This is a genomic window from Chryseobacterium sp. IT-36CA2 (genome assembly GCF_949767875.1).
Taxonomy (GTDB): Bacteria; Bacteroidota; Bacteroidia; order Flavobacteriales; family Weeksellaceae; genus Chryseobacterium.
Genome location: NZ_CATKPG010000024.1, coordinates 222999 through 237331, shown reverse-complemented (window position 1 = coordinate 237331; position 14333 = coordinate 222999). Strand labels below are relative to the sequence as shown.

Below are 14333 nucleotides of genomic sequence, written 5' to 3'. Positions count from 1 at the left end.
TTGTTTGGATGTTCTAAAGTCTATTGTTATTCAAAAAATCGTTCTTATGATACCTTTCTGATGGTTTCGTTTCTCAACATTCTGGACGCATTGTTGATCCAGTTATTCCAAAATCAAAACAAAAAACCATGCATTTAAACAATATCCTATTTTTTTCAGTGGATCCGGATCTCAGTACAGGCCTTATCATTATTTTCATCCTGTGTCTGGTAGCCGTTGTGGCTTTTGAGTTTGTAAACGGTTTTCATGACACAGCCAATGCTGTAGCTACCGTAATTTATACCAAAGCTCTTAAACCTGTTATTGCAATTCCGTGGTCTGGTTTCTGGAATTTTCTGGGAGTTTTTACAGGAGGAATTGCCGTTGCAATGGGAATCTTAAAACTGGTGCCTATGGATACGCTCATAACGCTGCCAATTGCTGTAGGAGCCTCTTTGGTTTTGGCTGTTTTACTGGCTTCAATCATCTGGAATTTTGGAACCTGGTATTTTGGAATACCATGTTCCAGCTCTCACACTCTGATTGGTGCTTTGATTGGTGCCGGCTTAGGATTTACTTGGTATTATGGAGGCGGGGTGAATTGGCATAAAGCTGAAGAAATTGGGATGTCGCTCATTTTATCCCCTATAGTAGGGTTTTGTTTAGCTGTCCTGCTGATGTGGTTTTTTAAATATGTAATCCGCTATAAAACACTTTTCCATATTCCGACAGGTGCCAATGATAAACCTCCTTTTGCTATAAGAGCCATTTTAGTAACAACCTGTACTTTAGTAAGCTTTTTTCACGGTAGTAATGACGGACAAAAGGGAGTAGGGCTTTTTATGCTGATTCTGATTGCTTTCATGCCTGCCCAGTTTGCAATTAATCATGATATTCCTAATGATAAGATTATTTCCATCCTCAATACAACGGAACACACATTACAGGCTGCAGCGGCCCAAAATACTCAAAATGCAGCAGAATTTAAGACATTGAATCTGGCCGTTGAAAATGTAAAAGAAAATCTGATACATAAGAATGAAAAAGACAAAGCTGCCACTTACAGATTTAGAAAACAGGTAGACAACCTTGTTGATTCTCTTAAAAAGCTGAACGATAATAAATCCATAACTATTGACGAACCCAGCAGAGCAACACTTAGCAGCCAGATTTCTGAACTTAAAAAATTAACCGAATTTGCTCCTTTATGGGTAATTATTATTATCTCCGTATCTCTCGGGTTGGGAACTACGATAGGCTGGAAGAGAATTGCAGTAACCATTGGTGAAAAAATAGGAAATGAACACTTAAATTATGCCCAGGGTGCCTCCAGCGAAATTGTTGCAGCATCTACGATCGGTATAAGTACATTTCTGGGATTACCGGTAAGTACCACGCATGTTTTATCAAGTGGTATAGCAGGTTCTATGGTGGCTTCCGGTGGTAAAAGTAACCTTAATCCGGCTACATTAAAAAGTATCGGTCTTGCCTGGGTACTTACTTTACCGGTGTCTATTGTATTATCTTTACTGTTATTTATATGTTTCCATCTGTTTATTTAATGGCAGATTTTTTAGTTCAGTGATTATTATTAAAACCGAAAAAAAATGAAACAAATATTAGTTGCCTCAGACTTTTCCAATAACGCAGGTAATGCTCTGTTGTATGCTCTGTCCCTCGCTAAAACCTTAAAGATGAAAGTAACGGTGCTGAATGCCATTCATCCTACGGAAGGCATCAACAATAGTACATACAACGCCATTTTTATTGAAAATTACTATGCAAGAAAAAGATCTGCTCTGAAAGAATGGACAGAAACCTTCTGTAATAATAATGAATATAAAGATATTCCGGTTAAAACGGTTTGTGATGTTGGCTTTTTAAGAAATGTCATTACAAAATACATTGAATATAATGATGTATCGTTTTTAGTAATGGGAATGACAGGAGCTACGGGCATTAAAGGAATTATAGGAAGCAATGCCAGTTTAGCCATTAGCAAGATGCGGATCCCGACATTAATCGTTCCTGCGGAAAGTATACTTCATCCAACACCTGTTATTACACTGGCTGCTGATTATAAAACCACAAAACTATCCGTAAGAGATGTAAAAGCATTGAATCAGATTCTTAAAGTTTCCGATCCTAAAAAGCTGGAAGTACTTCATATTTCGGACAAAGATACAGCTGCAAGAACCATAGAAAATGGCGAAAAGAAATTAAAAGATCAGCTTTCTTCTGTAGAGATCACCTTTCACTACGTTGAGGACGATAAACCATCAAGCGGAATTATTGATTTCATAGAAACCAATAAAACAGATATTTTATGCCTTGTAAAACACAATCACAATATTATTTACCGATTATTCTCCGGTAGTACCGTAGATGAGATTCTGAACAAATCTGTGAAGGCTGTATTGATTCTCCATGCTTAAGTTTTCAAGCCAGCCTTAGTTTAATTTCTTTTGAAGTTTAAAGATTGATTATACAATCTCAATCAGACTTCCTCTTTCCTCGTCTTTAATGATATTGAGAGCTGTAGGGATCTTCTCTTTCAGCTCTTCAACGTGCGAAATAATTCCTACAATCCTGTTTTCTTTCATCAGATTGGTGAGGGTTTCAAATACGATATTCACAGATTCCGAATCCTGAGTTCCAAAGCCTTCATCAATAAAGAAAAAATTCTTATCTGCCTTCGCGTTGGACTGAACACTTTCTGCCAGTGCCAGAGCAAGACTCAACGATACCTGAAATGCCTGTCCTCCGGAAAGTGTTTTTACACTTCTGCTTTTCCCTTCGTTGAGGTAATCTATAATTTCAAAATCATTATTTTCATTAAGCTGAAGACTCAGCTGATTTCTTGTCATACGGTGAAAGCGTAGATTGGCATGATCACAAAGCTGTCTCAGATAAATAGACGAAACATATTGTACAAAACCGGCTCCTTTAAACAAGTTCATCATGATTTTTAAATTCTCTGAACGTTTTTGCAATTTTGCAAGATCTTTTAAAAGAGTTTCTTTTTTTACAAATTCCTGTTCCAGTCTTTTTATTTCAGCTGTTTTAGTAACTACGGAATCACTGATTTTCTTCTGTTCGTTCTGTGCTTCGAGAAATTGCTGTTCCGCAAGAGAAAACTGCTCATTATCGAATGAAAGACCTTTCAGCTTCAATTCCAGTTCTCCAATGAATTTCTTTAAAGATTCAAATTCAACTTTGAAATGCTGAACTTTTGTTCTCACTGATTCAATATTGATTTCCTGAAGTAAAATACGCTCAACCTCTTTGAACTCCGTGAAATTGTGATTTGCCAAAGCTTTGACAATTGAGTTTTCATTAGCGGAAATTTCCTTTTCTAGGGCTGCTATCTGTTTCTCAGACTGACTGACAATCGTTTTTTGCTCTGCCAATTTTGGTGAAAGAATTTTTTCCTGCTCTAATGCTTTTTGGTAACTTTCTTCAATTTCTTTGTTGGATTGTACTAGTTTTTGATAGGTTTCTTCAATCTCAGCTTTTTCTTTTTGAGCATACAGATTCCAATCCAGAATTTTAAGGCCGGAACGGCTGATATTGATCTGTTCCTGCTTTGAAACTTCTTCCAGACGAAAGGTCTCCAGGGCACTTTTATACTTTTCCAGTGTTTTGGTTTCTCTGTCCAGATTTTCCCTTTCTACAGCTATATTGCGTTCTGTTTCTTCAATCTTTTTTTCTAAAGTAAATGAGTCTGAACGTTTTTTCTCAAACTCCTCTTCCTGATCAGGAGAGAAGTTTTTCCAGGTGAAATTCAGGATATTTTTTTCAATATTTTCCTGAATCTGAAGGACAATTTTTTGTTCCGAAAGAAGCTGTTCCTCGAATATTTTTTTTCGATCCAGAATTTTATCAATTTCTGCTTCCTGCTTTTGAATAGCAGCTGTTTCTTGTTCTACAGAAGTTATTTTCTCCTGAATTTCCTTCAGCTCAGCATTCACATCATGAAATTCTACAATATGCGGATGTTCTTTAGAACCACAAAGAGGACAGTTTTCACCATCATGAAGCTCACTGGCAAAACGGGATAGCTCTTTCTGTATTTTAAGATGATCCAGTTTCTGCGAAAGTTCCTTTTTCTTTGTTTCTAGAGCTTCTTTCCTGTTTTTGAAATCTTCTTTATAATTTTCGGTGTAATGAAAAGGCTTTAGCTCTTCTCCAATTTCTCCGATTTGTTTTTGATGTTTCTCAATCTTTTCGGTTTGTTCCTGCAGTAATTTTTTAAAATTCTTTTGTTGAATAAACCAGCTGCTCACTTCAGAAAGTAGGGAAGAATCAAGTTTTTGTTCCTTTAAGACTTTAATCTGTGCAGAAAGTTCATCAATTATCTTTTGAATCTTCTCTTTATGAAGATTTACTTCTTTTACTTTTTCGGAACCTTTCTGAGTTCTTTCATTCAGAGTCTTAATTTCTTCAGAAGATTTCAAAATCTGAATGATGAGGTTCAAGTCATTTTCCTGAATTCTGGATTGCTCCAATGCCTTGAATTGTGGTTCAAGCACTTTAAGCTGTTCCTTTATGACATTAAAAGCCTTTTCAGTTTCCTGCCAGGATTTAATCTGCTGTTCTTTCTCGTTTTGTTTGTCCGAAATTTCTTTTGAAAGTTTATTTTTCTCAATAATTAAAGGATTGAAAAGTCTGAAAGTCCGGTCATATAATTCCGCCTGTGCTTCGAGAGCATCCATTTGAGGCTTTTCTTCGGAAAGTTGATTGAACTTTTCTTTATTCTGCTGTAAACTGTCGAAGTCACTTTTTAAGTTTTTCAGCTGTTGATACGTCTGGGAAATTTTTTCCAGTTTTTCATTGGATTCAGAAAGGAGTTTTTGTTCTTCTGCAAGCTGTTCTTTCTGAATGTTGATTTTCTCTTCATTGATTTCTTCAAAACCTTTGAGCTGTCCTTCCAGCTGATCCAGTTCTGATCTGTTTTTTACATTAAGCGCAGAAACATTGTTCTGAAGGTCAAATTTTTGAAGATTAAAGATCTCCTTCATCATATTCGTCCTTTCTGCAGCGCCCAATTCAAGGAATTCTTTAAACTGTCCCTGCGGAATAATGATGGTTCTTTTGAAGTTGGAATAGCTTAGACCAATAATAGCTTCTGCATTGGAATGATCCAAAGGAATCCATTTTCCATTGATGTGCTCATAAAAAGTAACCGCATTAGGTTTTACCTCTTCGAATTTTTTTGAATTTCGCTTAAAATCACGGGTAGCACGGAAAAGCTTATTCTCATAATTCACAAAATCAAATTCTATATAAGAACTGTTTGATTTTAAATTCATCATGTTATAAGCCCTCTTATCACGCATGTTCAAACGTTCTGTTTCTCCATATAAAGCGAACGAAATAGCTTCCAGAACTGATGATTTTCCGGAACCCACTGCCCCGAAAATACCAAATAATCCCGCTTCGGTAAGATTTCGGAAATCAATCGTCTGGCGTTCCTGATACGAGTAAAGTCCTTCTATAGTTAATTGAACAGGGATCATGGCTTATGCATTTAAAATTTCGTTAAACAAATTCATCAGTTCTTCATTGGCTTCCTGTCCGCCGTTTTTAGATTTAAAATAATCTTTGAATAAAATATCAATATCCTGACTTAAATTGATTTCATGGGTTTGATTTTCACCTAATTCCAGATTTCTTACTTTGGGAATCAGATGAACAATTCCGTTGTGGGACTGATAAATTAATCTTCTTTCATCAGCCGTCAAAAACGTTTCGCTTTCCAGCGTAAGCTCAATAAATGTATTGGGATTTTCCCCTAGCCATTGAACGGCATCATCAATAGAGGTAAATGTTTTTCTGACTAAAGCTCTTCCGCTGGCCAGTATTTTTTTTTCATAAGAAACCGCTTTTCCTGGTTCTGCATCAATAATGGAAACATATTTTGTCTGCCCAGCTTCACTGAAACTGTAGCAAAGGGGAGAAGATGAATAAATAACAGGCTTTTCCTTCGTTCCGATATTCTGAAAAGCGTGTAGATGGCCTAATGCTGTATACTGAATCTGCTCCGGAATACTGTCTGAAAAAATCAGATCTGCATTCCCTATTTTAATGGGTTTTTCTCCTTCCGGCTCTTCCAGAACTTCTGCACCTCTTTTATTCATATACAAATGAGCAGTCAGAAGATTCACCCCGGAATCATCACAAAACTGATCAGCAAGGTTTTTCCATGTTTGTGAAAGAACTTTGTTGATTTCCTCTTCTTTATTTTCTCCAAAGTATTCCTTTAACCGGATCTCGTTCGCGAAAGGGGTGTGAAGAATTCTTACAGGGAAATCAATTCCATCAATTTTAAGTTCTATAAAACCCTCTTTGGAATTGATAATGTTGAAATATTCTGTACCAAAAGGAGTGATTTCAGCTTTAGGATGACCTATTAAAATGATTCCACATTCTCTTGCCAATGGATCAGGAGCATTGATTAGGCTGGGAGAATCATGATTACCGGAAATAGCAATCACAGGGCGTTTACCATTCAATGATAAACGTTTTAAGGTTTTATAAAAAAGTTCAGCGGCCTCTACACTTGGATTGAAATTATCAAAGAGATCACCGGCAACAAGAATAAGATCTGCATGTTCTTCATCAGCAATGCTTATAATCTCTTCCATGACCAAAACCTGCTCTTCCAGTCGTGAAAAGCGGTCCAGTCTTTTTCCCAAATGCCAGTCGGCTGTATGCAGAATTTTCATAAATTTATTATTGTTTAAAGTGAGTTGAGTAATCAACTGTTTTTATGGTTGATTATCAGATTCTTTTGCTTTGAAGTCTTCCCGGATTTGCTTTAAACGTGTTTTCCTTTCTGCTTCAGCATTTTGTATTTTACGTTTTTTCTGATCAATTTTCTTTTTATTTTTTTTCCTGTTCGCATCGTTGTTTTTGCTCATATTTTTGTACAGAATAATTTTTATGGATAAGAAATAGCTTCTTCAAAAATAAGAAACAAAAAGGGAAGAAAGGGTGTGGATTTCCGTATAAACTTATAATAAATTAATTTTGCAAAAAAAAGATGGAACAACAGTCCAAAGATCCTTTACACGGAAAAAGACTGGATGCTATCCTTGAAGAACTGGTAGAATACTATAAAGGCTTCGAAGGACTAGGCGAACAGATCAATATAAAATGTTTTACAGATAACCCAAGTATAAGTTCTTCCCTGAAGTTTCTGCGGAAAACATCATGGGCAAGAACAAAAGTGGAAAGCCTGTATCTCTTTATGCTAAGACAGAAAAAAAGAGACGAAAAAAACACCGGAAAGTAGAATACAGGACATGGCTTTCAGATTCTTCTTTGGTTTTTTCCCTGAATAGTCATTTCAAAAAATAGTATATTTGTAAGATTAATCGTGAAACGAAATCACGAAAAAAAGAAAAAATATGACAATCGAAAACAATCACGTTGTAGCTGTAAAGTATATACTTCACACAATCGAACCAGATGGAAGTAAGATTCTTGTAGAAGAAACAACAGCAGAAAATCCGCTTACATTTTTGTATGGTATGGGAATGATGATTCCTAAGTTTGAAGAAAATATCCTAGGTTTAAAAGCTGGAGATAAAGCTGCTTTTACAATTCAGCCTGAAGAAGCTTACGGTGAAAGACAACCAGATGCTATAGCACAATTACCAGTGGAAATGTTTAAAGAATCAGGGCTTCCTCCAGTAGGAGCTATTTTACCTTTGTCTGATAATCAAGGAAACAATTTCCAGGCTTTTGTAGTAGAAGTTACTCCTGAAGTTGTGGTAGCAGACCTTAACCACCCAATGGCAGGTAAAGTATTAGACTTCCAGGTTGAAGTTTTAAATACTCGTCCGGCAACAGAAGAGGAATTGTCACATGGACATGCTCACGGAATTGACGGAAACGAAGCTCACTAAAAATAATATAAATGTCTGGTTTTCCGGACATTTTTTTAGATAAAAGATACAAAATAAGCCAAAGATAATTCTTTGGCTTATTTTTATTTATAAGGTACAAATAGTTATTGAATGCCTGGTATTCCTTTCTTTTTGACGGGGTGGTTCTACAAGCAAAGCATTACTGTACATTTACTAATCCAAAAATTCTCCTGAAACATAATACCAGCGTTCATGCATCTTCTGAAAAGCAGAAAACTCATGATGAATTTGCGGATGACCATCCTGATCTGTATAGTAAGCCTTAAATTCCACATGAGTTAAAGTGGGAGTCCTGATAATCTCCAGTTTTGTCCATTCATTAATTTCTCCCCATTCCTGAAGATCTCTCTTGTTGTGGTATTTTCTTTTTCCCGGAAGGGTAGTTTCCATCAGATATTCACCATTCGGAATGGCAAAAGCAGAGAACCTTGAACGCATCAGAGCTTCAGCCGTAGGAGCATGTCTTTCTCCGGTATGATAAGGCTTACAGCATTCTTCGTAGGATTTTCCTGAACAGCAGGGACAGTTCATATATTGTATTTTAAATTTTGAACTGCAAAAATAATGAATCTCATTAGAAACGGCCTTCTGTATATTTGAATTTTATAATGGTATTAATATGCTGAATGATAATATATCCCATAGGGACGGGCTTTAGCCCGTTCGAAATAAACAAACAAAAATCCATCGGCTTCAGCCGAAACATAGAAAATTTTATTTATCGCAAATATGTATAAAAAAAGAAGCACTCTAATTAAAGAATGCTTCCCGTTGATTTATTTAATAAAACCTCTGTTTCTTAATAAAGGTTTGATATCCGGATCATGTCCTGTAAAGTCTCTGAATGCCTGATTCAGATCCACAGAATTTCCTACAGAAAGAATATATTTTCTGAAACGGTCCCCATTTTCTCTGGTTAACCCGCCATTTTTACTGATCCATTCCCATGCATCATTATCCAATGTTTCAGACCATAAATAAGCATAGTATCCTGCAGAATAACCACCTCCCCAGATGTGTGCAAAATAAGGAGTGTGATATCTTGGCGGAACCGTTGCCAAATTAAATCCATGGCTCGCTAAAGACTGCTTTTCAAAATCCAGAACAGGAATAAACTGGCTGTCGTTGCTTACTGTATGCCAATCCATATCCAGTTCGGCAGCAGAAACCAATTCAGTAGTCATATATCCCTGATTGAAAGTTGATGCCTTTTTGATTTTGTCTACCAAAGCTTGTGGAATAGGCTGTTTTGTTTCATAGTGTACAGCATAATTTTTCAGAACAACAGGATCTAAAGCCCAGTGTTCATTAATCTGAGACGGGAACTCCACGAAGTCTCTCGGTACATTCGTTCCTGAAAGAGAAGGGTATTTCTGGCTCGCAAACATCCCGTGAATAGAGTGGCCAAACTCATGGAAGATGGTTGAAACATCATCATAGCTGATTAATGAAGGTTTCCCTGGAGCCGGTTTCTGATAATTGTAGCAGTTAACGATTACAGGTTTTGTTCCCAATAAATAAGACTGCTCCACAAAATTGCTCATCCATGCTCCTCCGTTTTTAGAATCTCTTGTATAGAAATCCAAATAATAAATTGCAATAGATTTTCCATCATGATCGAAAACCTCATATGTTACAACATCCGGATGGTAAACAGGGAGATCTGTTCTTTTTTTGAATGTCAGTCCATAAAATTTTTCAGCAGCGAAGAAAACTCCTTTTTCTAACACCGTTGTGATTTCAAAATAAGGCTTTATTTGGCTCTCGTCAAGATCAAACTTAGCTTTTCTTACCTGCTCAGCATAGAAATTCCAGTCCCAGGGCTCTACCTTGAAACCTCCTTTCTGCTGATCAATAAGATCCTGAATATCTTTTGCTTCACGTCCCGCTGTTTCCACTGCCGGAGTTGCAATCTGATTCATCAGTTTAGTAGCTGCTTCAGGTGTTTTTGCCATTTGATCCTGAAGTTTCCATTCAGCAAAATTTTTCTTACCTAAAATCTGAGCTTTCTTCAATCTTAGTTTAGCCAGTTGCTCAATCGTTGATCTTGTATCGTTGGCATCTCCTTTTTCAGCTCTTGTCCATGAAGCTTTGAATAGCTTTTCTCTGGTAGCTCTGTTTTTTAAGTTTTGAAGAAGGGGTTGTTGTGTCGTGTTTTGTAAAGCCAGAAGATATTTTCCTGGTTGTCCAGCAGTTTTAGCATCAGATGCTGCAGCCGCAATTTCATCAGCAGAAAGTCCGTCCAGTTCTTTAGCATCAGAGAAAAATACCCCTCCCTGCTTTCTTGCTTCCAGCAATTTATTGGAATATTGTGTAGAAAGAGAAGCCAGTTCCTGATTAAGTTGCTTTAATTTTTCTTTATCAGCAGCAGAAAGATTGGCTCCTGCAATTTCAAAGTTTTGCTTATAATATTGTACAAGTCTTTTGCTTTCAGAATCAAGACCATCTTCTTTGATGGATTGTATTCTTTTATAAAGATTTTCATTCAGGTACAGTTTATCAGAATGTGCAGCAAAAATAGGTGCATATTCTTCATCCAAAGCCTGCAGCGTAGGATTGGTATTCGCACTTGTAAGATTAGAGAAAACAATTTGTGCTCTTCTCAGCACTTCACCACTTTTTTCCAATGCAACGATTGTATTTTCAAAAGTAGGGGAGGCCGGATTGTTGGCAATTTTTATAATTTCAGCTTCATGCTGCTTTAAACCATACTCAAAAGCAGGTTTGAAATGTTCGTTTTTTATTTTGTCGAACTCCGGAGCTTCGTATTGAAGCTTGCTTTTCTTCATAAAAGGATTTGAAGATAAAGAGGGATCAGGTGCAGGAATCTCCTGTTGAATATCAGTCTGTTTCATTGTAGTACAAGATTGATTGAACGCCAAAGCAGAAATTAATAATACCGATGAAATATTCTTCATAAATATAGTTGTTATTAAAGCATAAAGATATTAAAAACTTGTATCATAGAATATAGTTTGACAGGTGTATTTATTGAAATGAATTTATGAATGTTTTACAATGAAAGAATAAAGTCTTTTGAATTATTAAAAGTCTTTTTGAAAAATCTGTATTGCAGCCCATTGCAGTATTTTTAAATGTAATGTAATATTTTTTATAAATTAGTTGTTATTTATTTAAAGAAATCAATTAAAATAATTTACAAAAGAAATAAGCATGAAAACAAGGACTTTATTTATTTTTTCAGCCTTAGCGGCATTAGCCTCATGTAATGATAAACATGAGAACAGGAACAGAGATAGAGAAGGTGACAGAAGTAATTGGGTAGAGAAAGTAGTGAGCAAAGAAAGCGGCCCGATGCAGCATAAAGAATTTAACGGAGATTTTGATGAAATTCAGGTTTCACAAGCGATAGAGGCAGAGATTATAAAATCTGAAACAGAAAAAGTAGAGATCTTAGCCCCTCAAAGCATTATCAATGAAATTCTTGTAGACAATGACGGCGGAAAGCTGCATATTCATTATAAACCAGGAATCAGAGTGATGAACATCAGCAAAGTGACAGCAAAAATTTATACGAAGGATTTTAATAAACTTCAAGCCGATTCAGCAGCTAGAATTATTATAAAAGACAAATTTACTCAGGAGAAAACAGATATCGAAGCATCAAGTGCAGGAAGTATTTCCGGAGATCTGGAAGCTAATGATATGGATATCAATATAAGCAGCAGCAGTAGCTTCGATGGTAAAATATGGGCTGTAAACCTTGGTATTGAAGCTTCATCAGGATCAACGCTTGATATTTCAGGAAAAGCGAAAAAGGCAGATGTGAGCGCGTCTTCAGGAAGCAGTGTTTCTGCTAAAGGAATTATTGCGGATAATGTAGAAGCAGATGCCTCCAGTGGAGCAAGTATTCATATAAGTGCGGTTTCCAGTGTCAATGCAGGAGCTTCATCTGGCGGAAGTGTAGACATCTCGAAAAAAGGAGAACTTAAGAACGTGATCAAAGATGAAAGCAGTGGTGGAAGCGTAAATATCCAATAAACTAATCCTGAGATTCCTCCTCATCATCTTCATCGGTGGATGAGGAACCTTCCCAATTTTTATTATCAAAATTAAGATTATCATAAGCCAATAAATCCTCCTCCCGCTGGAGGATTTCTTTTGTGGTAAAGAGGGTAATATCGTCATCATTTTCCTTCATTTTGGCCAGTTTTCTGATTGATGCCTTATCAATAGCCATAAACCTTTGCCCCATACGCCTTGCTGCATATTTTCTCATTCCTGTTTCATGAAGTACATCAACAGCCATATCTACCGCTGTTCCTAATGTTTCTCGGTAAATATGATTGACTCCGTTATTGAGATAGTCATAAGCATCAATCCTGTTTTTCGCTCTTACAAAAATTTTCACCTCAGGATAATGTTCACGGACTAATTCTGCAATGAATTTATTATCATCCGGATCATCCAGACACAAAACCAAAATCTCAGCATCTTCTATTCCGGCAGCTCTTAGAATAGGAATTCTGGTAGCATCACCATAATATACTTTAAAACCATAGCTTCTGAGCAGTTTCACACGGTCAGAATCTCGATCCAAAACGGTAGCAGATATTTTATTGGCCTTTAAAAGACGTCCCACTGTACTTCCAAAATGCCCAAAACCTACAATGATGATTTTCTTTTGAGTAACGTTGCTATCGAGAATATTGTAATCATGTTCTTCTTCAGGAATTTCTTTGATAAATTTCGGGGTAATAAATTTATCATTGATGATCAGAAGAATAGGAGTGATACACATCGTAATTGCTGTGACAGCCATCATCTGTGCATTCATTTCAGGACCTAAAAGATAAAGATCCGATGCATAATTGAGCAGTACAAATGCAAATTCTCCCACCTGAGAAAGGGCAAATGCATAAAAAAGACTTTGAGGAGTATCTATCCTGAAAAACTTTCCAATGGCATATAAAACAATAAATTTTACAGCCAGTACCGCAAAAACAGTACTGAAAATAAATAAAGGATCTTTCTGGATAATATTAAAATTGATAGTTGATCCTACACTCACGAAGAAAACAGCCAGTAATAATCCTTTGAAAGGATCAATCTGAGCCTCCAGTTCATGACGGAATTCACTGTTGGCAAGCATTACGCCTGCAAGGAAAGCTCCTAATGCCGGAGAAAGTCCAATAACCACCATAAGCTCCGAGACCCCAATTACGAGGAATAGGGAAGAGGCTGTTAACAGCTCTGTCATTCCTGATTTTGAAACATAACGCAGGAAAGGAACGAAGACATATCTGCCCAGCAAAATAAGCAGTGCAACTCCGAAAATTACCGTTCCGGCCTGAAGCCATTCCGGGAGTTTCTGAATCAGAATCTGAATTTCATTATCATGATGTTTGGCTTTAAAATTAGCTATAAGAGGAAGTATTGCCAAAATAGGAATTACCGAAATATCCTGAAATAGCAAGGTAGAAAATGACGCTTCTCCAGCTGTAGTTTTAAGATTGTTTTTTTCCTGTAAGGTCTGCAGAACAATAGCTGTAGAAGATAAAGCAAAACACATAGCAATAGCAATGGCTTTGTCTACTCTCCAGCCTACACTTGTGAATACTAAGAAAAGCAATAGAATGGTGAGTGCCATCTGAGAAAGCCCTAAGCCCATTATCTTTTTCCGCATCTCCCAGAATTTCCGGGGCTCCAGTTCCAGGCCTACCAAAAACAATAGCATGATCACTCCAAACTCACTGGCATGCATAATATCATTTACATTATTTCCTGTAAGTTTAAGGACATAAGGACCTATGATGATTCCTCCTAAAATATAACCAATAACAGAACTCAAGCCTAATTTTCTGGCCAATGGAACCATAATAATGGCTACACCCAGGAAAATTAATGTGTTCATCGCTAAGCTGGATTCCATACGTTATTGATTGAGTAGTTCTGTAAATTCCTTTTTATGTAAAATAATTTCTTTTTTAGACAACTTGTTGGCCTCGTATACAATTTTGATATGCTTAATATCCGCTTTAAAGACCTTTAACGAAACGATCAGTCCGCTGATCAGTTCTTCTATAGTATATTCATAAGTGCCGGTTTTACTGAAAGATCTTTCTTTTCCACCAGTGGTTATCAGAATATAGACCTCTTTTCCTTCCAGTGGATTATGCTCATCCTCTTTAAGCCAGTCTCTGTCGAAAACTTCGTCAATCCATAATCTGAGAAGAGGCGGCATCCCAAACCATATCAAGGGAAACTGAAAAACAAAACGTTCGTAATTTTTAAGGCGTTTTCTCTCCCGAAAAGCTGCAATGTGAAAGTCAGGATATTCTTCATAAAGATCTCTTAGGGTATAATGCTGGTGGCGAACGTAGAAATTGATGAGCTCTACATTCGAATTGGAGTGCTCCAGATAAGGGTGTGCAAATACTACCAGCGTCTTCTTCATAA

General features: G+C 36.6%; 12 protein-coding genes. 5 read left to right on the top strand and 7 right to left on the bottom strand.

Translation table 11 applies throughout. The annotated features are described in order from the left end of the window. Positions 1-128: 128 nt before the first annotated feature. Complete coding sequence (locus ACM6F9_RS20290) at positions 129-1541, top strand: inorganic phosphate transporter (protein WP_414847348.1); 1413 nt, start codon at positions 129-131, stop codon at positions 1539-1541. 45 nt (positions 1542-1586) lie between these two features. Continuing rightward, positions 1587-2414 carry a universal stress protein gene (locus tag ACM6F9_RS20285; protein ID WP_414847347.1) on the top strand — a complete coding sequence of 276 codons (828 nt, stop codon included), beginning with the start codon at positions 1587-1589 and terminating at the stop codon, positions 2412-2414. Between the two features lie 48 nt (positions 2415-2462). Here ACM6F9_RS20285 and ACM6F9_RS20280 read toward each other — a convergent pair whose 3' ends face one another. Genes ACM6F9_RS20280 through ACM6F9_RS20270 form a run of 3 tightly spaced genes read right to left on the bottom strand, consistent with a single transcriptional unit; the run spans position 2463 to position 6902 of the window. Beyond that, entirely contained in the window at positions 2463-5498 is a 3036-nt protein-coding gene (locus ACM6F9_RS20280) for an SbcC/MukB-like Walker B domain-containing protein (RefSeq protein ID WP_414847346.1), read from the bottom strand. A gap of 3 nt (positions 5499-5501) precedes the next feature. Beyond that, positions 5502-6707: a metallophosphoesterase family protein gene (locus ACM6F9_RS20275; protein WP_414847345.1), complete on the bottom strand. Its 1206-nt coding sequence runs from the start codon at positions 6705-6707 to the stop codon at positions 5502-5504. 42 nt (positions 6708-6749) lie between these two features. Beyond that, positions 6750-6902 carry a hypothetical protein gene (locus ACM6F9_RS20270; RefSeq protein ID WP_255813836.1) on the bottom strand — a complete coding sequence of 51 codons (153 nt, stop codon included), beginning with the start codon at positions 6900-6902 and terminating at the stop codon, positions 6750-6752. A 122-nt stretch (positions 6903-7024) separates the two neighbouring features. Between ACM6F9_RS20270 and ACM6F9_RS20265 the strand changes: the two genes are divergently transcribed. Beyond that, positions 7025-7276 carry a VF530 family DNA-binding protein gene (locus ACM6F9_RS20265; RefSeq protein WP_414847344.1) on the top strand — a complete coding sequence of 84 codons (252 nt, stop codon included), beginning with the start codon at positions 7025-7027 and terminating at the stop codon, positions 7274-7276. A 115-nt stretch (positions 7277-7391) separates the two neighbouring features. Next, positions 7392-7892, top strand: coding sequence for an FKBP-type peptidyl-prolyl cis-trans isomerase (locus ACM6F9_RS20260; RefSeq protein WP_414847343.1), 501 nt, complete (start codon positions 7392-7394; stop codon positions 7890-7892). Positions 7893-8066: 174 nt separating this feature from the next. On the opposite strand, the gene ACM6F9_RS20255 is transcribed toward ACM6F9_RS20260, so the two are convergent. Beyond that, complete coding sequence (locus ACM6F9_RS20255; RefSeq protein ID WP_414847342.1) at positions 8067-8444, bottom strand: YchJ family protein; 378 nt, start codon at positions 8442-8444, stop codon at positions 8067-8069. Positions 8445-8689: 245 nt separating this feature from the next. After that, positions 8690-10831, bottom strand: a complete 2142-nt coding sequence (locus ACM6F9_RS20250) for a M3 family metallopeptidase (protein WP_414847341.1) — start codon at positions 10829-10831, stop codon at positions 8690-8692. Positions 10832-11087: 256 nt separating this feature from the next. On the opposite strand from ACM6F9_RS20250, the gene ACM6F9_RS20245 reads away from it, so the two are divergent. Continuing rightward, a complete protein-coding gene (locus ACM6F9_RS20245; RefSeq protein WP_414847340.1) occupies positions 11088-11915 on the top strand; it encodes a GIN domain-containing protein in 828 nt (275 codons plus the stop codon). A 1-nt stretch (position 11916) separates the two neighbouring features. Here ACM6F9_RS20245 and ACM6F9_RS20240 read toward each other — a convergent pair whose 3' ends face one another. After that, entirely contained in the window at positions 11917-13806 is a 1890-nt protein-coding gene (locus ACM6F9_RS20240) for a monovalent cation:proton antiporter-2 (CPA2) family protein (protein ID WP_414847339.1), read from the bottom strand. Positions 13807-13809: 3 nt separating this feature from the next. Next, positions 13810-14331, bottom strand: a complete 522-nt coding sequence (locus ACM6F9_RS20235; RefSeq protein ID WP_414847338.1) for an NAD(P)H-dependent oxidoreductase — start codon at positions 14329-14331, stop codon at positions 13810-13812. Between the last annotated feature and the right edge of the window lie 2 nt (positions 14332-14333).